Annotated in this window: 22 protein-coding genes; 8 read left to right on the top strand and 14 right to left on the bottom strand. The window is 66.7% G+C overall.

Going from position 1 to position 24,894, the window contains the following annotated elements:
* Positions 1-13: 13 nt before the first annotated feature.
* The 7 genes from QX128_RS11800 to bchF are packed head-to-tail and all read right to left on the bottom strand — an operon-like array spanning position 14 to position 10,053.
* A complete protein-coding gene (locus QX128_RS11800; RefSeq protein ID WP_316217395.1) occupies positions 14-1,444 on the bottom strand; it encodes a BCD family MFS transporter in 1,431 nt (476 codons plus the stop codon).
* A complete protein-coding gene (gene bchM, locus QX128_RS11805) occupies positions 1,441-2,142 on the bottom strand; it encodes a magnesium protoporphyrin IX methyltransferase (RefSeq protein WP_316217396.1) in 702 nt (233 codons plus the stop codon). The genes QX128_RS11800 and bchM overlap by 4 nt, the downstream gene beginning before the upstream one ends.
* Positions 2,143-2,151: 9 nt before the next feature.
* Entirely contained in the window at positions 2,152-3,057 is a 906-nt protein-coding gene (gene bchL, locus QX128_RS11810) for a ferredoxin:protochlorophyllide reductase (ATP-dependent) iron-sulfur ATP-binding protein (protein ID WP_316217397.1), read from the bottom strand.
* Entirely contained in the window at positions 3,054-6,644 is a 3,591-nt protein-coding gene (locus tag QX128_RS11815; protein ID WP_316237520.1) for a magnesium chelatase subunit H, read from the bottom strand. Before QX128_RS11815 ends, bchL begins: the two co-directional genes overlap by 4 nt.
* Complete coding sequence (gene bchB / locus QX128_RS11820; protein WP_316237521.1) at positions 6,619-8,175, bottom strand: ferredoxin:protochlorophyllide reductase (ATP-dependent) subunit B; 1,557 nt, start codon at positions 8,173-8,175, stop codon at positions 6,619-6,621. Before bchB ends, QX128_RS11815 begins: the two co-directional genes overlap by 26 nt.
* Position 8,176: 1 nt before the next feature.
* Positions 8,177-9,463, bottom strand: coding sequence for a ferredoxin:protochlorophyllide reductase (ATP-dependent) subunit N (locus QX128_RS11825; protein WP_316237522.1), 1,287 nt, complete (start codon positions 9,461-9,463; stop codon positions 8,177-8,179).
* Positions 9,460-10,053: a 2-vinyl bacteriochlorophyllide hydratase gene (bchF, locus tag QX128_RS11830; protein WP_316237523.1), complete on the bottom strand. Its 594-nt coding sequence runs from the start codon at positions 10,051-10,053 to the stop codon at positions 9,460-9,462. The genes QX128_RS11825 and bchF overlap by 4 nt, the downstream gene beginning before the upstream one ends.
* A gap of 229 nt (positions 10,054-10,282) precedes the next feature.
* Between bchF and QX128_RS11835 the strand changes: the two genes are divergently transcribed.
* The 6 genes from QX128_RS11835 (at position 10,283) to QX128_RS11860 (ending at position 16,435) form a co-directional block, all read left to right on the top strand.
* On the top strand, positions 10,283-11,179 hold the full coding sequence (locus tag QX128_RS11835) for a B12-binding domain-containing protein (RefSeq protein ID WP_316183309.1): 897 nt from the start codon (positions 10,283-10,285) through the stop codon (positions 11,177-11,179).
* Between the two features lie 138 nt (positions 11,180-11,317).
* Positions 11,318-12,685: a transcriptional regulator PpsR gene (gene ppsR / locus QX128_RS11840; RefSeq protein WP_315803456.1), complete on the top strand. Its 1,368-nt coding sequence runs from the start codon at positions 11,318-11,320 to the stop codon at positions 12,683-12,685.
* Between the two features lie 14 nt (positions 12,686-12,699).
* Positions 12,700-13,614 (top strand): chlorophyll synthase ChlG, encoded by a 915-nt coding sequence (gene chlG / locus QX128_RS11845; RefSeq protein WP_315803455.1) that lies wholly within the window; start codon positions 12,700-12,702, stop codon positions 13,612-13,614.
* Positions 13,611-14,945, top strand: coding sequence for a BCD family MFS transporter (locus tag QX128_RS11850; protein ID WP_316237524.1), 1,335 nt, complete (start codon positions 13,611-13,613; stop codon positions 14,943-14,945). Before chlG ends, QX128_RS11850 begins: the two co-directional genes overlap by 4 nt.
* 3 nt (positions 14,946-14,948) lie before the next feature.
* Entirely contained in the window at positions 14,949-16,160 is a 1,212-nt protein-coding gene (locus QX128_RS11855; protein WP_316237525.1) for a geranylgeranyl diphosphate reductase, read from the top strand.
* Positions 16,161-16,171: 11 nt separating this feature from the next.
* On the top strand, positions 16,172-16,435 hold the full coding sequence (locus QX128_RS11860; protein ID WP_316237526.1) for a hypothetical protein: 264 nt from the start codon (positions 16,172-16,174) through the stop codon (positions 16,433-16,435).
* A gap of 258 nt (positions 16,436-16,693) precedes the next feature.
* Here QX128_RS11860 and QX128_RS11865 read toward each other — a convergent pair whose 3' ends face one another.
* Entirely contained in the window at positions 16,694-17,128 is a 435-nt protein-coding gene (locus tag QX128_RS11865; protein ID WP_315803451.1) for a c-type cytochrome, read from the bottom strand.
* Positions 17,129-17,458: 330 nt separating this feature from the next.
* Here QX128_RS11865 and ppsR (QX128_RS11870) point away from each other — a divergent pair, with 330 nt between their 5' ends.
* Positions 17,459-18,829 (top strand): transcriptional regulator PpsR, encoded by a 1,371-nt coding sequence (ppsR, locus tag QX128_RS11870; protein WP_315803450.1) that lies wholly within the window; start codon positions 17,459-17,461, stop codon positions 18,827-18,829.
* Positions 18,830-21,004, top strand: a complete 2,175-nt coding sequence (locus tag QX128_RS11875; RefSeq protein ID WP_316183305.1) for a GAF domain-containing protein — start codon at positions 18,830-18,832, stop codon at positions 21,002-21,004.
* Between the two features lie 434 nt (positions 21,005-21,438).
* Here the strand turns inward: QX128_RS11875 and QX128_RS11880 are convergent, their stop codons facing one another.
* The 6 genes from QX128_RS11880 to QX128_RS11905 form a co-directional block, all read right to left on the bottom strand.
* On the bottom strand, positions 21,439-22,116 hold the full coding sequence (locus QX128_RS11880; protein ID WP_316237527.1) for a biliverdin-producing heme oxygenase: 678 nt from the start codon (positions 22,114-22,116) through the stop codon (positions 21,439-21,441).
* 17 nt (positions 22,117-22,133) lie between these two features.
* Positions 22,134-23,060: a photosynthetic reaction center subunit M gene (gene pufM / locus QX128_RS11885; RefSeq protein ID WP_315803447.1), complete on the bottom strand. Its 927-nt coding sequence runs from the start codon at positions 23,058-23,060 to the stop codon at positions 22,134-22,136.
* A gap of 18 nt (positions 23,061-23,078) precedes the next feature.
* The gene (gene pufL / locus QX128_RS11890; protein ID WP_315803446.1) at positions 23,079-23,924 is read right to left on the bottom strand and encodes a photosynthetic reaction center subunit L; all 846 of its coding nucleotides are present in this window, start codon (positions 23,922-23,924) and stop codon (positions 23,079-23,081) included.
* 134 nt (positions 23,925-24,058) lie between these two features.
* Complete coding sequence (pufA, locus tag QX128_RS11895; RefSeq protein ID WP_315803445.1) at positions 24,059-24,247, bottom strand: light-harvesting antenna LH1, alpha subunit; 189 nt, start codon at positions 24,245-24,247, stop codon at positions 24,059-24,061.
* A gap of 16 nt (positions 24,248-24,263) precedes the next feature.
* Positions 24,264-24,494, bottom strand: coding sequence for a light-harvesting antenna LH1, beta subunit (gene pufB / locus QX128_RS11900; protein WP_315803444.1), 231 nt, complete (start codon positions 24,492-24,494; stop codon positions 24,264-24,266).
* Between the two features lie 150 nt (positions 24,495-24,644).
* Positions 24,645-24,872, bottom strand: coding sequence for a hypothetical protein (locus QX128_RS11905; protein WP_315803443.1), 228 nt, complete (start codon positions 24,870-24,872; stop codon positions 24,645-24,647).
* Positions 24,873-24,894: the final 22 nt, after the last annotated feature.

Raw genomic sequence — 24,894 nt, forward strand, 5'->3', positions numbered from 1 at the left:
CTCCCCGACTGGGCTAACCTGGAAATTCAACGATTCCGAATTGAAGCTGCTGTGGCTCCGCCGCCCGCCGCCGCACCAGCGGCCCGATCACCGCAAGGGTGACGAACAGCAGCGCGATCTCGACGTGGTAGACGATACTGTAGCCGGTCGCCGGCCCGGCGAGCGCGACGCCGAGGCTTCCATTCAATGCCAGCTGCGACATCACATCGCGAATGGCGCCACCGCCGGCGATGGCTACACCCGCTGACGTCGCCTGCACTGCGCCCCAGGCGCCGAGCGCGAGCCCGCTCTCACCGTTCTGCACCAGCGCCATCGCCGCCGTCAGCGTGCCGACCGCGAACAGGCCGCCGCCGAATCCGATCAGCGTCGTGCCGATCCGGAACAGCAGGGGCGAGGCGAGCGGCGCCGAGAAGATGACCGCGGAGAACGCGAACAGCCCGACGAGTCCGCCGAGCGCCGCGATCCGATAGGGATCGGAGCCCTTGCCCAGCTGGCGCGCCGACAGGCCGAAGCCTGCGAGCGTGCCGGCTGCGAACAATGCGGTCAGCGCCGTGGTTTCGCCGACCGTGAGGTGAAGGATCTCCGCGCCATACGGCTCGAGCAGGATGTCCTGCATCGTGAAGCCGGCCGTGCCGAGCCCGACCGCGACCAGCACCCGCATCGAGCCGCCGGCCTCGCGGAACTGCCGCCAGGAATCGCCGAAGCGCGGCCGCTCACGTGCAGCCGACGTGCGCGAGGGATCGCGCGCCTCCTGCTTCCACAGCGCGATGATGTTGAGCACCATCTCGGTCAGCGCCGCGCCCTGGATGACCTGGATCAGCCGCATCTCGCTGAACTCGGCGAGCAGCCCGCCGAAGGTCAGCGCGCTCGCCATCATGCCGAACATCAGCATCACGTAGAGGAAGGCGACCACGCGAGGACGCGACTGCTCAGGCGCAATGTCTGTGGCAAGCGACAGGCCGGCGGTCTGCGTGGTGTGAAGCCCGGCGCCGACCAGCAGGAAAGCAAGCGCGGCGCCAACGCGACCGGCGATGACCTGGCCCGGCGCGTCGGCCGCGGACAGCAGGAGCAGCGCGAACGGCATGATCGCGAGGCCGCCGAACTGCAGGAGCGTGCCCATCCAGATATAGGGCACGCGGCGCCAACCCAGCACCGAGCGGTGATGGTCGGACTTGAAGCCGATCAGCACCCGCAGCGGCGCGAACACCAGCGGCAACGCCACCATGGTGGCGACGAGCCATGAGGGAACGCCGAGCTCGACGATCATGACGCGGTTGAGCGTACCGTTGAGCAGCACCACCGATATGCCGATCGAGACCTGGAACAGCGACAGCCGCATCAGGCGCGACAGCGGCAGCTCGGTCGAGGCGGCATCCGCAAACGGCAGATAACGCGACGACAGCCGCGTCCACAGTTGCAGGACCGATGGTGCGCGCGCGCTCATGACGGGCGAAGCTCCAGCGCTTGCGAGATGTAGAAACCGTTGGCGATGCGGCTGCTGCGCGCGCAGCGCCAGTCGGCGAGATCGTGATGGTCGGCGATCAGCCGATACAACTTCTGTTCCGTCACGGGCTCGATCGCCGGCGCGCGATTGCCGCGCGGAAACACGCCGCCCACCGCATGCATGACGGCCAGCAACGGCGTGCGCGGCGCGTAGGTCATCAGGATCGATTCGGAGGTGCGCGCGGCGAGGCCCGCGACGATGCGCACGGCGTCCTCGGCGCGGTAGTGGATGAAAGAATCCATCGCCACCACGAAGTTGAAACCGCCATGCTTGGGATCCAGCATGTCGCCGGCGACGAAGTGGATGGCGCTGCGGCTGATGTCGTCCGGCAGCCGGCGCTGGGCGATCTCGATCAGGGTCGGCGAGATATCGACCGCGACCACCTCGGCCCCGCGCCGCGCGGCTTCGATGGAAAAGCTGCCGGTGCCGCAGCCGGCATCCAGGATCCGCGCGCCGCGCAGATCGAGCGGCAGCCACGACAGCAGCGTCCGCCGCATCTCGTCACGGCCGGCACGCACCGTGGCGCGAATGCGGCCCACCGGCGCATCCGAGGTCAGCCGCGTCCAGGCGGCGACCGCGGTGCGGTCAAAATAGGTCTCCACTTCACTGCGGCGGGCAAGATATTGCGCTGTCGTCATGTGCCAGCCTCAATCGAAGCCCAGGAGATCGAAGATGTCGCGGTCCTTGAGCGGCAAGGCCTGGATCGGCTCGACGCCGGCCAGCAGCGAGGCGGCGAGGCGCAGATATTCGTTCTGGGCGCGCTCGACGTCCGGCGACGGCTCCATCTCGAACAAGGTGCACTTCTTCAGCCGGCTCTTCCGGATGACGTCGAGGTCCGGGAAGTGCGCCAGCATCTTCATGCCGATGCGCTCGTTGAACTTGTCGATCTGGTCGGTCGCGGCACTGCGGTTGGCGATCACGCCGCCGAGCCGCACCGGATAGTTGCGCGACTTGGCCTGGATCGCGGCGACGATTCGGTTCATGGCGAAGATCGAGTCGAAATCGTTGGCGGCGACGATCAGCGCGCGATCGGCATGCTGCAACGGGGAGGCGAAGCCGCCGCAGACGACGTCGCCGAGCACGTCGAAGATCACCACGTCGGTGTCTTCGAGCAGATGATGCTCCTTGAGCAGCTTCACGGTCTGGCCGACGACATAGCCGCCGCAGCCGGTGCCGGCCGGCGGCCCGCCGGCCTCGACGCACATCACGCCATTGTAGCCCTGGTAGACGAAGTCCTCGGGGCGCAGCTCCTCGGCGTGGAAGTTGACCTGCTCGAGGATGTCGATGACCGTCGGCACCAGCCGCTTGGTCAGGGTGAAGGTCGAGTCGTGCTTCGGATCGCAACCGATCTGCAGCACGCGCTTGCCGAGCTTGGACAGCGCGACCGAGAGGTTCGACGATGTCGTACTCTTGCCGATGCCGCCTTTGCCGTACACCGAGAACACCTTCGCGGTGTCGATGACCACGTTCGGGTCGAGTTGCACCTGGACGCTTCCGGCCCCGTCAGGTCGGCGCGGCGCCGTCGTCAGCGGAGGTCTCAAGGTCACGTTCATGCAGCCACTCCCACGCCTTCGAGGCGATCTTCGAGCTCTTCCCCGGCCTTGCGCAGCACGTCGAGCATGTCGGGGTCCGGGGTCCAGTAATTGCGCTCATGCGCCTCGATCAGGCGATTGGCGATCTTCGCCGACGCGGCCGGATTGAGCGAGGCAAGCCGCTCGCGCATCGCGGGGTCGAGCACGAAGGTCGTCGTGATCTGCTGATAGACCCACGGCGCGACCTGGCCCGTGGTGGCCGACCAGCCGACCGTGTTGGTCACGTGCGACTCGATCTGGCGCACGCCCTCATAGCCGTGAGCGAGCAGCGCCTCGTACCATTTCGGATTGAGCGTGCGGGTGCGGGTCTCCAGCGCGACCTGCTCCGACAGCGTGCGCACCGTGCCTTCGCCGCGGGTCTGGTCGCCGATATAGACCGGCGCGGCCTCGCCCTTGGCGCGCTTCACCGCGCGGCTGATGCCGCCGAGCGTATCGAAATAGTGATCGATGGTGGTGACGCCGAGCTCGACCGAGTCGACGTTCTGATAGGCGGCGTCGACGCCGGCCAGAACATGGCCGAGCAGCGCATCCCGCCTGACGGGACGGCCGTCGGTGCCGTAGGCAAATCCTTTTCGGCGTGTATAGACGTCGGCAAGCTCGTCCTCATCGGTCCAGGCGCCGCAATCGATCAGATGGTTGACGTTGGCGCCATAGGCGCCCTCGGCATTGCCGAACACACGCAGCGCGGCATCGGCGATCTCGCCGCCATGCGCGGCCTGGAACGCCAGCGCATGCTTGCGCACGTAATTGAATTCGGCCGACTCATCCGCCGATGCCGCGAGCAGCGCGGCTTCGGCCAGCAGCTTGGTCTGCAGCGGCATCAAATCGCGGAAGATGCCGGACAGTGTGATCACGACATCGATGCGCGGACGGCCGAGCTGCTCCAGCGGGATCAGCTTCGCGCCGCAGAGGCGGCCATAGCTGTCGTGGCGCGGCTCGGCGCCCATCAGCCACAGCGCCTGCGCGATCGGCCCGCCCTCGGTCTTGAGATTGTCGGTGCCCCACAGCACCAGCGCGATCGTCTCCGGCAGCTTATGACCCTCGCCGGCATGGCGGGCGAGCAGCCGCGCCACCTGGCGCTCGGCATCCTTGAGCGCGAAGACGCTGGGAATGCGGAACGGATCGAAGCCGTGGAGATTGCGCCCCGTGGGCAGCACGTCGGTGTTGCGCAAGAGATCGCCGCCCGGCACCGGGCGGATGTAGCCGCCGTCGAGCGCATGCACGATCGCGGGCGTCTCGTTGTCAGTCGCCAGCAAGCGGTCGAGTTCGGTACGCTTGGCTGTGTCGGTGATCCCTGCGAGATCGAGCAGCTCGGCGCGCTGCTCCGCCGGCGGCGGCGAGCCGACGACGTGCAGGCCGTGCGGGATCAGCGAATATTCCAGCTCCAGCACGCTGGCCGACAGCGCGGTGATCCTGGCGTTGCGCTCATCGCCCCAGGCCGGCTCCGCGGCGGCGAGATCGACGGTCGCCGCCTGCGCCTGGATCAGCGCCGCACTGTCCTCCCTCAATTGATCAGTGGCGTCAGGCGACAGATTGCGCCAGGCATCGAGCGAGGACTTCAGGTCGGCGAGACCCTTGTAGAGGCCGGCGCTGGTGATCGAGGGCGTGAGATAGCTGATCAGGGTCGCGCCGCCCCGGCGCTTGGCGAGCGCGCCCTCGGACGGATTGTTGGACGCGTAGATGTAGAAGTTCGGCAGGTCGCCGATCAGCCGCTCCGGCCAGCATTCTGCGGACAGCCCGGCCTGCTTGCCCGGCATGAATTCGAGCGCGCCATGGGTGCCGAAATGCAGCACGGCATGCGCGCGGAAGTCCTCGCGCAGCCAGCGATAGAACGCTGCGAACGCATGCGTCGGCGCGAAGCTGCGCTCGAACAGCAGCCGCATCGGATCGCCTTCGTAGCCGAAGGCGGGCTGCAGGCCGACGAACAGATTGCCGAACTGCTCGCCCAGCACCATCAGGCTGGCGCCGTCGGTCTGGTGACGGCCGGGCGCCGGGCCCCACTGCTTCTCGATCTCGGCGAGATGCCGCTCGCGGCGGACGTGCTGATCGACGGGAATGCGGACGGCGACGTTCGCCGCGGTGCCGAACCGCTCGGCATTGCCCTTGAGCACGCGGGCGCGCAGCTCATCGACCGTGGCGGGCACGTCGATCGTGTAGCCCGCCGCGCGCAGCGAGGTCATGACGTTGTGCAGCGACTCGAACACCGAAAGATAGGCCGCGGTGCCGGCGCTGCCGCCGTTCGGCGGGAAGTTGAACAGCACCGCCGCGATCTTGCGTTCCGCCCGCGACGAACGGCGCAGCTCGACCAGCCTGGCGACACGCGCGGCGAGCTGCGCGGCACGCTCCGGCAACGAGGCCATGTCGCGCCCGGCATCGGCCAACGCCGAGCGGCCGCCGAACACGGTGGGACCGACCGCGCCGTCGAGCTCGGGGATCGCGACCATCATGGTCGCCTCGACCGGCGTCAGGCCGCGTGCATCGTCGTGCCACTGCTCGACGGTCTGGAACTCCAGCGGATGCGCCGCGATCAGCGGCACGTCGAGGCCAGCCATGACCTCCTCGGCGGCGCGCGCGTCGTTGTAGGCGGGGCCACCGACCAGCGAGAAACCGGTCAACGAGAGCACGGCATCGACGGTGGCGACGCCGTCCTTCTGGAAATAGCGCTCGATCGCCGGACGCGAATCGAGTCCGCAGGCGAACACCGGCACGACCGCGAGCCCGCGCGCCTCCAGCGCGGCGATCACGCCATCATAATGTCCGGTGTTTGCGGCGAGCAGATAGGAGCGCATCAGGATGATCCCGACGCGGCCTGCCGGCTTGGCAATTGCGGGCAGTTGATCGGCGCGCTCGATGATCCGCTGTGACAACCGCGGGTGATACAGGCCGACATCCGGATAGGTCACCGGCTCGGCGGCATTCAGCCTGCCGCGCAGCGAGGCGCGCGGCCCGTCGGCGTAGCGGCCGACCAGCAAGCGCACCATGTTCGCAAAATTCTGCTCGGAGCCGGCGAGCCAATATTGCAGCGTCAGGAAGTAGGCGCGCAGATCCTGCGCGGTGCCAGGGATGTAGCGCAGCAGCCGCGGCATCCGCTGCAGCATCTTCATCTGGCCCTGGCCGCTGGACGAGCCTGAGCGGTTGCTGCCGCGCAGCCGCTTCAAGAGGCCGAGCACGCCGGTGGCCGAGCCCGACATCGTCAGCTTGCCGAGCCGGGTCAGGCGCACGACCTCGCCGGCCGACAGGCAGCCGATCATGGCGTCGCAGTGGTCGCGGCGCGCCGCCAGCGCGGGCAGCACCGGCTGGATGTGGTCCTCCATGAACAGCATGGTGGCGACCACGATGTCGCCGGTGGCGATGTCGTCGAGGCAGTGCGCGAGCGCGTTCGGATTGCAGCCCCACTCGTCGGCCGCGTGAACCTTGAGATCGAGACCGGGCAGCTCCGCCTGCAATGTCGTGCGTGCACGCACGGCAGCCGAGGCGAGATGGCTGTCCATCGTCACGATCACCACCCGGATGGGTGTGACGTCAGCGACCGAAATGCGCTTTGGCATCGTACAAGGTCTCGAGCGTGATCAGGTTGACGTTGCGCTCGCGCGCGAACCGTTCGGTGTTGCGGCGCGCCTTGCCGCGCACGAAGAAGGGAATCTTGGTCAGCTCGCGCTCGGCGTCGGAGGCCCAGGCGAGTTCAACGGATGCGACGGTTTCAACGACGCGCAGGTGCGGCTGCTGTGGCGGAGCCGCCGGCGCGGCGCCGAGATGGGATGGCGCGTGATCGGCGAACTCATGGTCCTCGCGGAACATGCCGAGCAGATGCTCCTCGAGACCCATCATCAGCGGATGCACCCAGGTGTCGAACAGCACGTTGGCGCCTTCGAAGCCCATCTGCGGCGAGTAGCGCGCCGGGAAATCCTGCACGTGGCACGGCGCCGAGATCACAGCGCAGGCAATGCCGAGCCGCTTGGCGATGTGGCGCTCCATCTGCGTGCCGAGCACGAGCTCCGGCCGTAGCTCGCCGACGCGGGCCTCGACCTCGAGATAATCGTCGGTGATCAGCGGCTCGACGCCATAGATCGCCGCGGCCTCGCGGATCTCGCGGGCGAATTCGCGCGCATAGGTGCCGAGGCCGACGACCTCGAAGCCGAGCTCCTCAGTCGCCACGCGCGCCGCGGCGACGGCATGGGTGGCGTCGCCGAAGATGAAGACGCGCTTGCCGGTGAGATAGGTCGAGTCGACCGAGCGCGAGTACCACGGCAGCCGGCTCTCAGCCCGCGCCAGCACGGGCTCCGCATCGACGCCGGCAAGGCTCGCGACCTCCTTGATGAAGTCGCGCGTCGCGCCGACGCCGATCGGGATCGTGCGCGTATAGGGCTGGCCGAACTGCCGGTTCAACCATTGCGCCGCCGTCAGCGCGATCTCGGGATAGAGCACGATATTGAAATCGGCTTGTGGCAGACGAGCGAGATCTGATGGCGTCGCATTCCACGGCGCGACCACGTTGATCTCGATGCCGAGCTCCACAACCTGCCTGGTCACTTCCGCGAGGTCGTCGCGATGACGGAAGCCGAGCGCCGTCGGACCAAGCAGGTTGCAGACTGGACGGGCGCCTGTCTTCCTTTCACGGCGGGGGGAGCCATCAGCGGAAGACGCAGCCAACGCCCGTACAATCCGGTAGAACGTTTCCGAAGCGCCCCAATTCTCCTTGCGCTGATAGGCCGGCAGCTCGAGCGGGATCACCGGAATCGGAAGCTTCAACGCCAGCGCAAGACCGCCGGGATCGTCCTGAATCAGCTCGGCCGTGCAGGACGCGCCGACCAGCATCGCCTGCGGCTGGAAACGCTCATAGGCCGCGCGTGCCGCGCTCTGCAGGAGATCCGCGGTGTCGCCGCCGAGATCGCGCGCCTGGAACGTGGTGTAGGTGACCGGCGGCCGGCGGTCGCGCCGCTCGATCATCGTGAACAGGAGATCGGCGTAGGTGTCGCCCTGCGGCGCATGCAGCACGTAGTGCACGTCGCGCATCGCGGTCGCAATGCGCATCGCGCCGATGTGCGGGGGACCCTCATATGTCCAGACCGACAGCTGCATCTCACACCGCCAGTCGGGTTTGCCGCAGCAAGGGCCGCGCGAACAGCTCGGCGAGATCGCCGGCCTGCTCAAAACCCTGGATCGGCGTGAAGATCAGCTCGATCGACCATTTCGTCGTCAGGCCCTCGGCCTCCAGCGGGTTGGCAAGGCCGAGTCCGCAAACGACGAGGTCGGGCCGGGCTTCGCGGCAACGATCGAGCTGCCGCTCGACGTCCTGGCCCTCGCTGAGCTGCGTGCCATCAGGCAGCAGCGCCAGCTCGGAGTCGAGATGCTCGCGGTGCAGATAGGGCGTGCCGACCTCGATCAGCTCCATGCCGATCTCGCGCGCCAGGAAACGCGCCAGCGGGATCTCGATCTGCGAATCCGGAAACAGGAAGACGCGCTTGCCGGCGAGCTGCGCGCGGTAGCGCGCCAGCGCGCGCTCGGCCCGCGCCTTCAGCGGCGCGATGGTCCGCTCGACATGGGCGCGCGACACGCCGAAGGCGTCGGCCGCGGCTGCGAGCCAAAGCGCCGTGCCTTCGCCGCCGAGCGGAAATGACGCAGCGATGCGGCGGCAGCCACGTTCCTCCAATGCGCGTGCGGTGTCGCCGAGGAAGGGTTGCGCCAGCAGCACCCGCGTTTGCGGGCCGATCGCCGGCAGCTCCGACGAGCGCCGCGGCGGCAGGAACGCAACCTGGTCGATGCCGAGGGCGGCAAAAGTCCGCCTGAACTGATCCTCGACGACATCGGCGAGCGCGCCGACCACGAGCAGCGATGGCCGCGCAGCCTGATCGGCTGCCGGGAGCACCGGCACGAGCGACGCGAGACAGGCATCCTCGCCCTGCGTAAACGTCGTCTCGATGCCGCTGCCGGAGTAGTTGAGCACGCGCACATCAGGTGAGAAGCGCTGCGACAGCCGCAGCGCCGCGCGTGACAGGTCGAGCTTGATCACTTCCGATGGGCAGGAGCCGACCAGGAACAGCAGCTTGATCTCGGGACGGCGCGCCAGCAGCTGACCGACGATGCGGTCGAGCTCGTCATTGGCGTCGACGAGCCCGGCGAGATCGCGCTCCTCCATGATCGCGGTGGCGAAGCGCGGCTCCGCGAAGATCATCACGCCGGCGGCCGACTGGATCAGATGCGCGCAGGTGCGCGAGCCGACGACGAGGAAGAACGCGTCCTGAATCTTTCTGTGCAGCCAGACGATGCCGGTCAGGCCGCAGAACACCTCGCGCTGGCCGCGCTCACGCAGCACGCCGTCCGGCGAAGCAGGTGGTTTCACGGCACAGGCTTGTGCATGAGCATTCATGACGCGCGCTCCGCACGGGACGTCGCCGCCATCGCCTCGTCCTGCAGCCGCGCCGCGCGCAGCTTGAGCAGGAATTGCGCGGCGTTGATCGCGTAGGCTGCGTAGGCGGCGAGCACGAGCAGCATCTGCTGCTGGGCGCTGCCGATATGTCCGATGATCGCGGCGAGATACGCCGTATGCAGCGCGATCACCAGCATCGAGAACACGTCCTCCCAGAAGAAGGCCGGTGCGAACAGATAACGTCCGAACACGACCCGCTCCCAGATCGAGCCGGTGATCATGATGGTGTAGAGCAGCGCCGTCTTGAGAACGACGGAGGCGGTCGCGAGCCACAGCCCCTCGCCGGTCGCGAGATAGCGCGCCACGAGGCCGAGGCTGATCAGGAAGACGAGAAATTGCAGCGGCGCCAGAATGCCCTGCACCAGAGTCCATGGCGTGGCGTCGCGCCGGCGCTTTTCCTCAGCCGTGTAAAGCGCTTGCCGCTTTGCACGCGACGCCGGGTCAGGCGTGAAGCAGAGCTGGCTCCAGAGCGACGGATCAGTGGCGGATGTGAACTGCGCATCACACGATGTGTAAAGATGATTTGACAACATCGGTGCCCAGTGATGCGATGACGACAACCACAGGGGGATTGGTGGTGCACCGCACTCGGTCTGATCAACGTCACGTTGTGCAGTTCGCAGGTGGCGCATCGCAAATCCCCGAGTGCGAGCCCGATGGGGAAACGCTAGACCTGGGCAGGAAGAGTGTCAATCAAAATTGACGTCAAATAATATTGACGCAACGAGTGACGTGCGCTCATATGGAGGGGAGGCGCTTATGACCGAGCTCAATGAGACAGCCCGATTTCCGCGAGCCCGCTTTCGGACGAAGCGTGGGCAGCCCGGTTTTCATTCGCCGGCATCGCCGCGCATCGTCGCGCCGCTGCGCACCACACGCCATCCCCAACTCAACGACGCGATCGAAGCCGAGATCATTCCGCGGCTCGTGATGGCCCATGCCTCCGCGCTGGAACGCGTCCCGGCGATCATCACGGCCTCGGCGCAGGAGGCGGCTGATTTCGCCGAGCTCGTGCTGGACGCGGACGATGTTGGCGCGGTGGCCTGCATCCAGGCGCATCGCGATCACGGCGAGACCCTGGAGCGCATCTATCTCGATCTCCTGGTCCCCACCGCGAACCATCTGCGCCATCTGTGGGCGGACGACGAGCGCGACTTCGCCGACGTCACGCTCGCGCTGTGGCGGCTGCAGCAGCTGCTGCGGCATTTCAGCCCGGCCTTCTGCGCCGAGCTCGCGGTCGCGCCCGCAGGACTGCGCGTGCTGCTGACCACGGCGCCGGGCGACAGGCGCGAGCTGGGCCACATGATGTTCGGTCTCGTGCTGGCGGGCGAGTTCTTCCGTCGCGACGGCTTCGACACCTGGATCGAGCCCGACACGGCCGATCGCGGCTTCGTCGAGACGCTTCGCTCGCAGTGGTTCAATGTCGTCGAGTTCTTCGCCACCAGCGACAGGAAGCTTGACGATCTCGCCTCAAACATAAGGATGGTCCGGCGCGAGTCCTCCAACCAGGACGTCGGCGTGCTGGTCTGCGGTCCTGCTTTTATTGAACGGCCTGAACTCGTTCTCCTGGTCGGTGGCGACGGTGTCGTCTCCGATCCGAGCAGAGAGGCTTCGCAAGCCCGGCACGTCGTCAGTCTTCTGACCGAACGGCGATAGCTGAGGGTGCAGTGAAGATGAATGCTGGAACGAGACTTGCCGCGCGAAGGCTCCTTGACTGGGAGGACAACGGCGTTGGTGAGGGCGTTCAGAGCTCCGAAAGAGTCGCTTGGCGACCTCAATGCGGATGTTGCGGGCATGCTGGTCGCCGCAGCGTCCGACATTGCGCTCGCGCTCGACGCCGACGGCAACATTCAGGACCTGGCTTTTCAACAAGCCGGCCTGCCGCTTGAACTGAGAAACACAGACGCGTGGATCGGCCGATCCTGGCAAGCAACAGTGTCCGAGGAAAGCCAGACAAAGCCAGAGCTGCTGCTCACGGAGGCCTCCCAGCGCAAGGTGTCGCGTTGGCGCGAGGTGCGTTATCCGGCCGCGCGCGGGCCTGACATCCCGATCCTGTTCGCGGTGGTGGCGATCAAGGGCGCGGCGCGCTTCATCGCGGTCGGCCGCGACGTGCGCGCCACCGCCGCGCTCCAGCAGAAGCTGATCGAGGCGCAAGTTGCCATCGAGCGCGACTATTCGCGCATGCGCAACGCCGAATCGCGCTACCGGATCCTGTTCCAGATCACGTCGGAGCCGGTCCTCATCGTCGATGCGGTGAGCCATCGCATCGTCGAGGCCAACCCGGCCGCGGCCGCCCTGCTCGATCACGGCGCCGCCAATCTGATCGGCAAGCTGTTCCCCGATGCGCTGCTGCTCGACGACATGGCGATGTCGCAATCCCTGTCGCTGGCGATCCGCTCGCAGGGCAAGATCGAACGCGCCAGGATCCGGCTCGACGGCGGCCGCGACTATCTGCTCGACGGCACCTTCTTCCGGCAGGACAACGCGTCGCTGTTCCTGCTGCGGTTCTCGCCGCTGGCCACGCAGCCTGCACTCCCGAAGAGCTCCGACGTCAACACCCAGCTCGTGCAGTTCGTCGAATCGGCCCCCGACGGATTCGTCATCACCGACATGGACGGCCGCCTGCTGCACGCCAACGCCACCTTCCTGCAGCTCGCGCAGATCGAGAACATGCACCAGATCCTGGGCGAGACGATCGACCGCTGGATCGGCAAGTCGGCGATCGATTTCTCGGTCATGCTGACCAATCTGCGCCAGCATGGCAGCGTGAAGCTGTTCTCCAGCGTCGTCCGCGGCGAGCACGGCTCGCCGGTCGACGTCGAGATCTCCGCCAGCACGGTCGGGGCGCCCGGCCAGGCCAGGCTCGGCTTCACCATCCGCAATGTCGGCCCGCGCATCTCCAGCGACGGCGGCGACCACGGCTATATTCCACGCTCCCGTGAGCAGCTCGCCGAGCTGATCGGCCGCGTGCCGCTCAAGGAGCTGGTGCGCGAGACCACCGACGTGATCGAGCGGATGTGCATCGAGACCGCGCTCAAGCTGACCGGCGACAACCGCGCGACCGCTGCCGAGATGCTCGGCCTCAGCCGACAGAGCCTCTACGTCAAGCTGCGGCGCTATGGCCTTGCCGAGCCGAGCGAAGAAGACAGTCAGTTGGAATAGGTGGAACAGTTGCAATGACCGAGATCGCGCCCGTCCCGCTCGCTCCAGGGATTCCATCAAGGCTTCAGCCCTCGGCCGTTCTCGAGCTGTTGAAGCCGATCACGTGGTTTCCGCCGATCTGGGCGTTCGGCTGCGGTGTGGTGTCGTCAGGCGCGCCGCTGGCGTCGCGCTGGCCGATCGTGATTGCGGGCCTCGTGCTCGCCGGGCCGATGGTGTGCGCCACCAGCCAGGCCGTCAACGACTGGTTCGACCGCCATGTCGATGCGCTCAACGAACCGGACCGCCCGATCCCGTCGGGCCGCATTCCCGGACGCTGGGGTCTCCATATCGCGTTGATCTGGACGGTGCTGTCGCTCGGCGTCGCCACCCTGCTCGGCACCTGGGGCTTTGCCGCGGCGGCGCTCGGCCTTGCGCTCGCCTGGGCCTACAGCGCGCCGCCGATCCGGCTGAAGCAGAACGGCTGGTGGGGCAACAGCGCCGTCGGCCTCTGCTATGAAGGACTGCCCTGGATCACCGCGGCGGCGATCATGAGCGCGCAGGCGCCGTCCTGGCCGGTGCTCTCGATCGCCCTGCTGTATAGCGCCGGCGCGCACGGCATCATGACCCTGAACGACTTCAAGTCGATCAATGGCGATCGCGTCAGCGGCGTCAATTCGCTGCCGGTGCTGCTCGGGCCCGAGCGCGCCGCCCGCCTCGCCTGCATCACGATGGCGCTGGCGCAGGTCGCGGTGCTCGTGCTGCTTATCGTCTGGAGCCGACCGGCCCATGCCACCATCGTCGCAGCGCTGATCGCGGCCCAGCTGGTGCTCATGCGGCGCTTGATGACGAATCCGCGCGAGCTCGCGCCCTGGTACAACGGGACCGGCGTGCTGCTCTACGTGCTGGGCATGCTGGTCACGGCCTTCGCGCTGGCGGGGTTGCCGGCATGAGCAACGCTGCGCCCGCTCCTCTGTCCTGGTTCGGCATCGTCAGGTTGGGCCTGGTGCAGACCGCGCTTGGCGCGGTCGTGGTGCTGACTACCTCGACCTTGAACCGCGTGATGGTGATCGAGCTCGCTCTGCCGGCCATGATCCCCGGCCTCCTGGTCGCGATCCATTACGCGATGCAGGTGCTCAGGCCCTGGCTCGGTCATGGCTCCGACGTCGGCGGGCGTCGTTTCGCCTGGATCGTCGGCGGCATGGCCGTGCTCGCCGCCGGCGGCCTGCTGGCCGCCGCCGCCACCGCGCTGATGGCGACGCATCTCGCTCTCGGTCTCGCGATCACCGTGGTCGCCTTCATCATGATCGGCATCGGCGTCGGCGCCGCCGGCACCTCGCTGCTGGTGTTGCTCGCCAAGCGCACCGCGCCGGCGCGGCGCAGCGCCGCCGCCTCGATCGCCTGGATCATGATGATCACCGGCTTCATCGTCACGACCGCGGTCGCCGGCAAGGCGCTCGATCCGTTCTCCGGCGAGCGGCTGATGCTGGTGTCCGGCACGGTGTCGGCGATCGCCATGGTGCTGACCTTGCTGGGCGTCTGGGGGATCGAGCAGCCCGACGCGTCTCCTCGCACGACCTCCGGCGCCGCGAATCGCTCCGGCTTCATGGAGGATTTCCGCGAGATCTGCCGGGAGCCGCAGGCGCGACGGTTCGCGATCTTCATCTTCGTCTCGATGCTCGCCTACAGCGCGCAGGACCTCATCCTGGAGCCGTTCGCCGGCAGCGTGTTCGGCATGACGCCGGGCCAGACCACGCAGCTCTCCTCGGTGCAGCACATGGGCGCGCTGATCGGCATGATCCTGATGCCGGCGATGGCGAGCCTGCATGCCGACTGGCGGACGCGCCCGCAGCCCTGGATCATCGGCGGCTGCCTCGCCTCGGCGCTGGCGCTGCTCAGCCTGGTCGCCGCCGCCACCGTCGGCCCGGCCTGGCCGCTACGCGCGTCCGTGCTGCTGCTCGGCATCACCAACGGCGTCTACGCCATCGCCGCGATCGGCGCGATGATGAACATGGTCAGCGAAGGCCGCGACAATCGCGAGGGCACGCGCATGGGCCTGTGGGGCGCCTCGCAGGCGATCTCGTTCGGCATCGGCGGCTTCGTCGGCACCGCGGCAGCAGACGCTGCGCGTCATTTCATGCCTTCGACCGCCTCGGCCTATGCCGCGGTGTTCGCCGCCGAAGCGGCGCTGTTCGTCCTTTCCGCCTGGCTCGCGATCTGGATCAAGCGTCCGCGCGAGCAGACTTCGGCGCTTCAGCCACAGCCGGCCAACCGGGGAGCCTGACCGATGAGCCCCTCCTCCAGCCCCGAGACCTTCGACGCGGTGATCATCGGCGGCGGACCGGCCGGCGCAACGGCCGCGAATGATCTGGCCCGTCACGGCCATCACGTGCTGCTGCTCGACCGAGCCGGCCGCATCAAGCCGTGCGGCGGCGCCATTCCACCGCGGCTGATCGCCGAGTTCGAGATTCCCGACCATCTGCTGGTGGCCCGAATCTCGTCCGCCCGCATGGTGTCGCCGAGCAACCGCGACGTCGACATGCCGATCGACGGCGGCTTCGTCGGCATGGTCGATCGCGAGCATTACGACGAGTGGCTGCGCGCACGCGCGGCGGAAGGCGGCGCGATCCGCCGCAACGGAACCTTCAGCCATATCGCGCGCGACGACGACGGCAGGTCGGTGGTGCACTACGTCCGGCGCATGGACGACGGCAGCGTGCGCGAGGACAGCGTGCGGACGCGCGCCGTGATCGGCGCCGACGGGGCGGTCTCGGCCGTGGCGCGCCAGTGCATCCCCGAAGCCAGCGAGATGCGCTACGTGTTCGCGTATCACGAGATCATCCGCTCGCCGGACCGCAGCCATCCGGTGTTCGATGCCGCGCGGTGCGATGTCGTCTATCGCGGCCGGCTGTCGCCGGACTTCTACAGCTGGGTGTTTCCGCACGGACCGACCACCAGCATCGGCACCGGCAGCGCGCATAAAGGCTTTTCGCTGCGGGGCTCAGTCGCCGAGTTCCGCAAGGCCGCCGCGCTCGACGATCTCGACACCATCCGCCGCGAAGGCGCGCCGATCCCGCTGAAGCCGCTGTCGCGCTGGGACAATGGCCGCGACGTCGTGCTGGCCGGCGATGCGTCGGGCGTGGTGGCCCCGGCCTCCGGTGAAGGCATCTATTACGCGATGGCTGGCGGCCGCGCGGCCGCCGACGCCGTTGCCTTGTTCCTTAAGACCGGCGATGCAGCCGCCCTGGCGACGGCCCGCAGATCCTTCATGCGCAGGCATGGCGCCGTGTTCTTCATCCTCGGTCTGATGCAGCGCTACTGGTACACGAACGATGCCCGCCGCGAGCGCTTCGTCGCGATCTGCCGTGACAAGGACGTCCAGCAGCTGACCTGGGACGCCTACATGAACAAGGAATTGGTCCGCGCCAAGCCGCTGTCGCATGTGCGCATCTTCTTCAAGAACATCGCGCACCTCACCGGGCTCGCGAGGGCGGCGTAGCGGCTCGCGCGATGGATGAGCTGTTTCACAGCCCGCATCTGGTCGACCTGATCCTGGCGGTGGTCGCGGTGGAGCTTGCGGCCGTGACGTGGATCTGGCAGCGCCACCGCCGCGGCATCAGCCCGCTCGCGCTGCTGCCCAATCTGCTCGCCGGGGTGTTCCTGCTGCTGGCTGTACGTTGCGCGCTGACCGGGGCGCCGTGGTTCTGGCTCGCCGGCTGCCTCGCCGCCTCCGGCCTCGCCAACGCGGCTGATCTCAGGCAGCGGTGGCGTTGAGGCATATCGCCTCTTCAAATGACTCATGCGCTCGGCCCGCGCAAACCCCGCTGACGCAAAGGGCACCCACAGCTGTCGTCCCGGCGAACGCCGGGACCCATAGCCACCGGCAACTATCGGTTTCACAGAAGGCTCAACGCGCAGCGTGCCCCAAGGGAGATCACGCAGTATGGGTCCCGGCGTTCGCCGGGACGACACGGGTGCGTGCGGATGGTGCGCGGGCAACCGCTCAGAACCTGAGCGCGGTACCGACGCCGCTCACTTCTTCTCAGAGAACGTCTTCAGATACGCGATGACGTCCTTGCGCTGCTGCTCGTTGGCGAGCTTGAATACCATCTTGGTCGAGCCGGTCGCCTGATCCGCCTTGCCCTTGTCGGTGAGGAACTTCTTCAGGAAGGCGTTGGGATCCGGGAGGTATGCGAAGATATTGTCCTCGGTCCAGACGAGCCCCGCCTCGCCGGCATGCTTGTTCAGCTCCGAATAGGCAAAGCCCGGATAGGTCCCGGTGGGCCGGCCGACGACGCCGGTGAGTACCGGACCGACGGCGTTCTTCGCCTCCGGTCCGATCCGGTGGCACGTCATGCACTGCTTGAAGACCTGCTCGCCCTTGGCAGCGTCCCCGCCGTCCAACGCGAACGCGGCGCCCGCCGACATGGCAGTCATGACCGCTGCAACCAAACCCGATCGAAGCATATGCGACCTCCCGATGCGTCGTTTTTGTTAGCCCATGTGATTTGCTCCTTACAGGTAACAGTGTCACGTGATCTTGTCATGCCTGGTTCAGGCGAAAGTGAGCGAATAAGTCGCAGCTCGAACATGCAATAGGCGCAGGGATACCAACGAAAGAAGGATGCTCTGAAATAAGCCTTGACAGCGAGCGCCCTGCATGGGCTAACGACATTCTCAAGACTCTCAATACGTTAGCGGGATGGGGCGCAACACCTTCAAAATGCGCGCCAAATGAACTGGCCGCGATCCCCCGAGCGTCTCAAGAGGGTGCCAAAGATAACGGGTGCCAAGACCATGGCCGAGTTTCACGGTCCACGACCCGACGTTACATTGCTGCTGGACATGGACGGCGTGATCCGTGAGGCGACGCTGTCGCCGAACATGTCAGCCGAGAATGTCGACATCTGGCTCGGCCGTCCCTGGTCCGAGATCGTCGATGATGCGAGCGAGAAGATCGAGCGCATCATGCAGGACACCAAGCGGACCGGCATTTCCGCGTTCCGACAGATCACGCAGCGGTTCCCGAGCGGTCTCGAGCTGCCGATGGAATTCACGACCGTGCTGCTCGGCGGCCGGGCCGGCATGCTGGCGATCGGCAAGAATCTGCAGGCGGTCGCGGAGCTCCAGGCCCGGCTGATCTCGGCCCAGCAGACCATCGAGCGCGACTACTGGAAGCTGCGCGAGATCGAGACGCGCTACCGCCTGGTCATCGAGGACTCCAACGAGGCTGTGCTGCTGACGAAGGTGTCAGATCTGCGCATCGTCGAAGCGAATCGGACGGCGGCGGCCGCGCTCGGCGTTTCAAGCCGTCGCCGGGACAATCTGGTGGGCCGCGAGTTCCTGCAGGAGATCCCGCAAAAGGATCGCGAGCCGGTAGAGCTGATGCTGAGGCGCGTCCGCGACCAGGGCAAGGCGCCGGGCATCGTGATTCACCTCGGCCACGACACCGCACCCTGGATGCTCCGGGGATCGCTGATGACCAGCGAGACCGCGCCGATGTTCCTGCTGCAGATGGCGCCGATCGGCAAGGCCGCGCAGCCGGGCCCGCTCCCCGACGATCCCGAAGCACTGATCGACAATCTTCCCGATGCCGTCATCAGCATCGATGGCACCGGTGCCATCAAGCGGGCCAATCGGGCCTTCCTGGAGCTGGTCGAGGTCGGATCGAAAGAGGCGCTGATCGATGAGAAGCTGAGCCGGTGGCTGACGCGCCCCGGCGCCGACCTTTCGGTGCTGATCTCCAACGTCGAGCGCCATGGAGCCGTCCGGCTGCTGTCGACCACGATCCAGGGCGAGCTCGGGACCGAGACCGAGGTCGAGATCTCGGCTGCCGCCCACGGCCTCGACGGCCAGCGCCGGATCGGCCTGGTGTTGCGCAACATCGCCAGGCGGTTGTCGCCCGCGGCGGAGCATGACAATCTGCGGGTCGCCCTCGCGGGCCTCAATGAATCCGTCGGCAAGACACCGTTGCGCGACCTGGTGAGGAGCACGGTCGAAGTCGTCGAGCAGCATTACGTCCGCGCTGCGCTCGAGCTCGCCAACGGGAACCGGACGTCGGCTGCCGAAATTCTCGGCCTCAGCCGCCAGAGTCTTTACGCCAAGCTCGATCGGTATAATCTGAGCCAACTCGAAGAAAGCGACGAGGAAACCGAAAAGGGGAGATAGTTGCCCGTTCCGCTGACAACGCCGGCCTTCGGCCACGCTACTCTTGCGGATTGCGAGCGTGAACAGATTCATCTCGCAGGCTCGATCCAGCCGCACGGCATTCTCCTGGCGGTCAAGGAGCCCGACAACATCGTCATCCAGGCCAGCACCAATGCGGCCGTCTTCCTCAACACCGGCTCCGTGGTCGGCCGTCCCTTGCGCGATCTTGGCGGCGACCTGGCCCTGCAGATACTGCCGCATCTCAACAGCCCCCTCCATCTGGCTCCGATGACCCTGCGATGCACCGCCGGGGCGCCGCCGCGCCGGGTCGACTGCACGCTTCACCGCCCCTCGAATGGCGGGCTGATCGTCGAGCTGGAGCCGGCGACGAAGACGACCAACATCGCGCCTGCGCTCGACAGCGCCTTCCACCGCATCACCTCGGCCTCATCGTTGCTCGGCCTGTGCGACGAGACGGCGACCATCTTCAGGGAGATCGCCGGCTACGACCGCGTCATGGTCTATCGCTTCGACGAGGACGGCCATGGCGAGGTCTTGTCGGAGCGGCGGCGGCCGGATCTGGAGGCCTTTCTCGGCAACCGCTATCCGGCATCCGACATTCCGCAGATCGCGCGCCGGCTCTACGAGCGCAACCGCGTGCGCCTCCTGGTCGACGTCAACTACACGCCAGTGCCGCTGCAGCCGCGCATCTCGCCGCTCAACGGCCGCGACCTCGACATGTCCCTGAGCTGCCTGCGCAGCATGTCGCCGATCCACCAGAAATACCTGCAGAACATGGGCGTCGGCGCGACGCTGGTGTGCTCGCTGATAGTCAGCGGACGGCTGTGGGGACTGATCGCCTGCCATCACTATGAGCCGCGCTTCGTGCCGTTCGACATTCGCGCGGCAGGCGAGGCGCTGGCCGAGACCTGCGCGATCCGGATCGCGGCGCTGGAGAGCTTTGCCCAAAGCCAATCCGAGCTGGTCGTGCGCCGGCTGGAGCAGCGGCTGGTCGAAGCGGTGTCGCGCGACGGCGAATGGCAGGCGGCGCTGTTCGACGGCTCGCAGTCGCTGCTGCAGCCGCTTGGTGCGAGCGGCGCGGCGCTGCTGTTCGAGGGCCAGGTCACGACCGCCGGCGACGTCCCGTCGACGCAGCGCATCCGCGATCTCGCCGCCTGGCTCGATCGCCGGCGCAACACGCCGGGAGCAGCCCCCGAGGGCTTGACGGCGACCAGCTCGCTGACGCTCGACGAACCGTCCTTTGCCGACATCCGCTCGATCGCCAGCGGCCTGATCGCCGCACCGCTGTCGGCGAGCGAGGGCGAGTATCTGTTGTGGTTCCGGCCGGAGCAGGTGCGGACGGTGACCTGGGGCGGCGACCCGCTCAAGGCCGTCATCATCGGCGACGATCCGTCGGATCTGTCGCCGCGGCGCTCGTTTGCGAAATGGCATCAGCTGGTCGAAGGCAAGTCCGAGCCGTGGTCGAGCGCCGAGCTCGCCTCCGCCCGCGTCGTCAGCGAGACGGTCGCCGACGTGGCGCTGCAGCTGCGTTCGGTGCGCATGGTGATCGCGCAGGACCAGCTCGCCACGATCAGCGCCCAGGTGCTGCGCTCGGAGCAGCCGGTGATCATCGCCGATGTCGAGGGCCGCATCCTGCTGATGAACGAAGCCTTCGAGCAGCAGCTGCGCGCCTCGCATCCGCACATCCCGTATCTGCGCGATCTCGGTAGCTACTGCACGGCGCCGGCGGAATTCCGCGCCAATCTCGACGACCTCATGCGCAACAAGCGCAGCTGGCGCGGCGAGCTGACGCTGACGGGCGGCGCCTCGCCGCAACGGCCGTTGATGGTGCGCGCCGACCCGGTGATCGCGCCGTATGATCGCGTGCTCGGCTTCGTGCTGATCTTCTCGGACTTGACCGAGCGCAAGACCGCCGAGGCGGCCCGGGCGCGCTTCCAGGAAGAGATCGACGGCGCCCGCCGGCCGACGCTGCGGCTCGATCAGAGCGCAAGCCTGATCTACAAGGAGCTCGCCGCGTCCACCGTCGAGAACGCGCAGCTCGCCGCGCTGGAGGTGACGCACGGCGCGCAGGCCGGCAGCATGCCGGAGATGCTGGAGAGCATCCGCAATTCGACCACGCGGACGCTGGAGATCCTCGAGCACCTGGTGTGGTATCGCTCGCAGAGCGAGGAGTGAGACGAGGGAGAGGGTCTGCGGTACGTCGTTGATGGATGCCGTCCCGTACCCGCTTTGACCACGTAGCTCGTACTTTGACGATATCGCCCGATATCTCACCACGCTCTCGGTCTACTCCCCTCCCCCTTGCGGGCAGGGCTATCGCATATGAGAAAAGCTCGTAGCCGCCAGCACGCCTCCTACCGTCCTTCGAGACGCCCGCCTCCGGCGGGCTCCTCAGGACGAGGCCAGTTTCGCGGCAGGATTCTCAATCCTCATGGTGAGGAGCGCCGTCTTCGGCGCGTCTCGAACCATGAGGCCCCTAACAAGGGCCGGGTCATATGCGATGGCCCTGCCCTTGCGGGGAGGGGAGCCGGCCGTCGCCGGCGGAAACACATCGGCTCCAACGCAGTGCCCTGTCGGACGAGATCGATTTGAGCTGGACCTCGGCCGCCTCAGCCAGCGAGCCCAGCCGCCTGCTGGAGCGCCTGCGACAGCGCGATGTTCAGCTGGAAGGCCGTGGCGGCTTCCTCGATGACCGCATCATGCTCGGCCATCGCCGCGCCGGCCTGCTCCAATGCGTCCCTGTAATCATCCTTGAAGCGCGGAATATCGGCGATCTCCGTAAACTCGTAGAACGACAGCGCCGCGGGCTTCAGTTCGAGCGAGCGCGCCAGGATCTTCTTGATGATCTGGCCGCCGCTGAGATCGCCGAGATAGCGCGTATAGGCGTGCGCCAGCAGCGGATGGCCGGAGCCGGAGCCTGCCTCGTGGATAGCACGAACATAGGCGATCGCCTCGGGCAGCAACGGCAGATTGCGCGCTTCGAGCTCGGCGAGATCGGCCTTGATCGCAGCACTGCGATGCAGCTCCAGCCGCACGATGCGGCCCGTCACTGGCGTGCCCTGATGGCGGAGCAGCTCCGCTTCGAGCGTCTCGTAGACCGGCAGCAGATTGCGCAACAACAACGCGTAGGCCTGTCGCGTACCGCGCCCCCGCAACAGCTCGGCCACGATGCCGGCCCGCTCCGCGGTGACGTGGAGCGTCTTGGTCCGCTCCCGCATCGCCTGCAAAAGACTGGCCGGACGCGTGCTGCGCCCGGCCATATCGATCTGTTCAACTCTGTCCAACATCTCTCGACCTGCAGGACTCAGCGCGGTGGCGCCAGCCCGTGTTTCACGCCCCAGTCGAACCAGTTATCGACCACGGTGCCCGACAGTAGGATACCGATGCCGCCGGTCAAGGTGCAAAGCACGGCGAACCACCAGGCCCAGCGATGGATCGACTCGGCCGTCGCATTGAAGCCCATGGTCCAGCGCCAGAACAGCGCACCACGTTCGAAGGCCGTGCCGCGGTCGACGATCTGCTCGAGCTCACGCTCGCCGCCGTAGCGGCTGATCGCCAGCACCGTCGCGCCATGCATCGCGAACAGCAGCGCCGACCCGTACAGGAAGGCGATCGAGAGCATGTGGAACGGATTGTAGAACAGGTTGCCGTGGGTGATGGAGAAGTTGTTGGTCCAGTCGAGGTGCGGGAAGATGCCGAACGGCACCGCCTCGCTCCAGCTCCCCATGAAGATCGGCCGGATGAAGCCGAGCACCAGATAGAGCCAGATTGCCGACGCGAACGCCCACGACACATGCGTGCCGAGACCGAGCGCGCGGGCGCGGCGATAGGTGCGCGCCCACCACAGCAGGATCGACGTCGTCAGGAAGAAGCCGGCCATCAGCCACCAGCCGCCCTCCTGCAGTGGCGGGAAGATCTGCAGGCCGTATTCCGGCGCGGGTGGCTGCAGCGCCAGCCACGGGAACTGGCGGATGAACTCGAGCGGGCTCCAGTTCACCGATGCCAGCATGTTGAGACCGATGATCTCGATCGCAACGAAGCCCGACATCAGCGACGCGAGGCCGAGAAAGCCGAGATAGACCGGGCCGACCTGGGCATCGCCGAGCTTGCCGAACCAATAGTTGAAGCTGCCCTTGCCGATCCGCTCCCAGACGCCGGGCTCGATCGGGATACCCGGATAGATCGCACTACGAACTTGGATCTGCGTGAAGATGTTCTGGTATTGGGCCATGACGACCTCTCCTTGAACTCATTGCGGCGGCGACCAGATCGGGACGTGGCGCCACCAGTCCCACCAGTCCGACCAGGCATTGCCTTCCGGCATCAGCCAGGCGGGACCGGAGATGACGATGCAGACGGCGCTGAAGAACACCGCCGACAGCGCCAGGAACAGACCGAGGCGATGGATGCCGAGCGTGCCGATGGAGTAGCCGAGGAGATCGCGGAACATGGTGTTTTCATGCTCCGGCGATTTCATCTCCTGGCCCTTGCCCGGGTTGGCGGCCGACAGGATTAGCGAGCCGTGCAGCGCGAGCGCAAGACACGTCGTGAAGAAGAACGTGATCGCGATCATGTGCGCGGGATTGTAGTGAAAGTTGCCGAACTGATAGCCGGTGTTCGACACCCAATCGAGGTGAGTGATGATGCCGTAGGGGAAGGCGTAGCTCCATGAGCCCATCAGCACCGGCCGGATCACCTCCAGCGTAAAATAGGCGAAGATCGCAAAGCCGAAGGCGAACGGCACGTGATAGCCGATCGCGAGCTTGCGGCAGATCTCGACCTCGCGCAGCGCCCATGAGACGAAGGCGCCGAGCGCACACACCGTGATGAGCTGCCAGAAGCCGCCCTCGGTGAGGGGCGCGAACGACAGCCCGTATTTGGCATCGGGCGGGTTGATGCTGATCTGCCAGAGATTCCACGTCGGTCCGAGCGCCGTGGCGTAGAGGATCAGCGCCACGCCGACAAAGGTGAAGAAGATCGTCGTCACGCCGAAGAAGCCGACGTAGAACGGTCCGACCCAGAAATCGAAGAGGTCGCCGCCGATCAACGTGCCGCCGCGGACGCGGTATTTTCGTTCAAAGCTGAGCATTGCCATCGGTCCTGCCTCCGCTGCCCGTCGCGCGATATGCTACGTGTCGTGTCGTGAATTCGTTGGACGAGAGGATTTGGGAAGCGGGCGAACGGGGTCTGCCGCCGTCGCCCGTCCGCTTCCCTCTGGTCGTCGAGCTGCTAGCTGAGCTTCACCGGCGTTGCCGGATCGGAGATCGACGACGTCTTCGCTGCACGCGGCCCCTCCAGCCAGTTGAACCGGTTGGTGCTGAGCAGGATGAAGTGAATCACCAATGCCAGTCCGAACAGGAACACGCCGAGAGCCACGAGAACCCTGCGGGGATCGAACAACAACCACAAGCGCCACATAGTTTTCTCCTTTCGATCAGGTCAGGTAGGAGAGCGCGAGAGTGGCGTAGTGGGCTGCCCCATCCATCGCCGCCTTGTAGCCAGTCGGCCCGGGCAGCCAGGGACGCCACATCCAGGCGAGAATGTGGGCGACGATCGCAACCGCCGTGAAGACCACAAAGCTCGTCATGAAGATGCTATGGAATTCCCTCGCCTCCGCTTCGGTCAGCCCCGACAGAGAGCCTCCCTTGTTTGGTACGTCCACCATAGTGGTACCTCCTGGTGTTGGCCTTTCGGCCGGATGCCACCCACCGAGATGAGCGGCGTCGAAGTGTCATCCCGTCGCCGGGATGACATCCGTGCGGCGAGCCGCACGAACTCCTTGCAAATCCGGAGAGCGCACTGACCGCTCTCGAACTCAAAGTCCCATGAAGGACGAGGTCGCGCAGTTCGCGGCCTTGATCCTTGCTTCACCGACGATCGCGCCGAGCGGCGCGGGCCGGTGGCCGGTGATGATGGAGCCGATCCGGCGCAGCACGCCCTCGACCATCAGCACGGCGAAGCACATCGCGTAGACCAGTAGATAGTCGATGCGCTCGCGCGATCTCGGTGCGACGTCACGATCCATGCGTTCGTATAACGACATCGTCCTCTCCCTCTCCGCTATC

This window comes from Bradyrhizobium sp. SZCCHNR1015, assembly GCF_032489875.1.
Classification (GTDB): Bacteria; Pseudomonadota; Alphaproteobacteria; order Rhizobiales; family Xanthobacteraceae; genus Bradyrhizobium.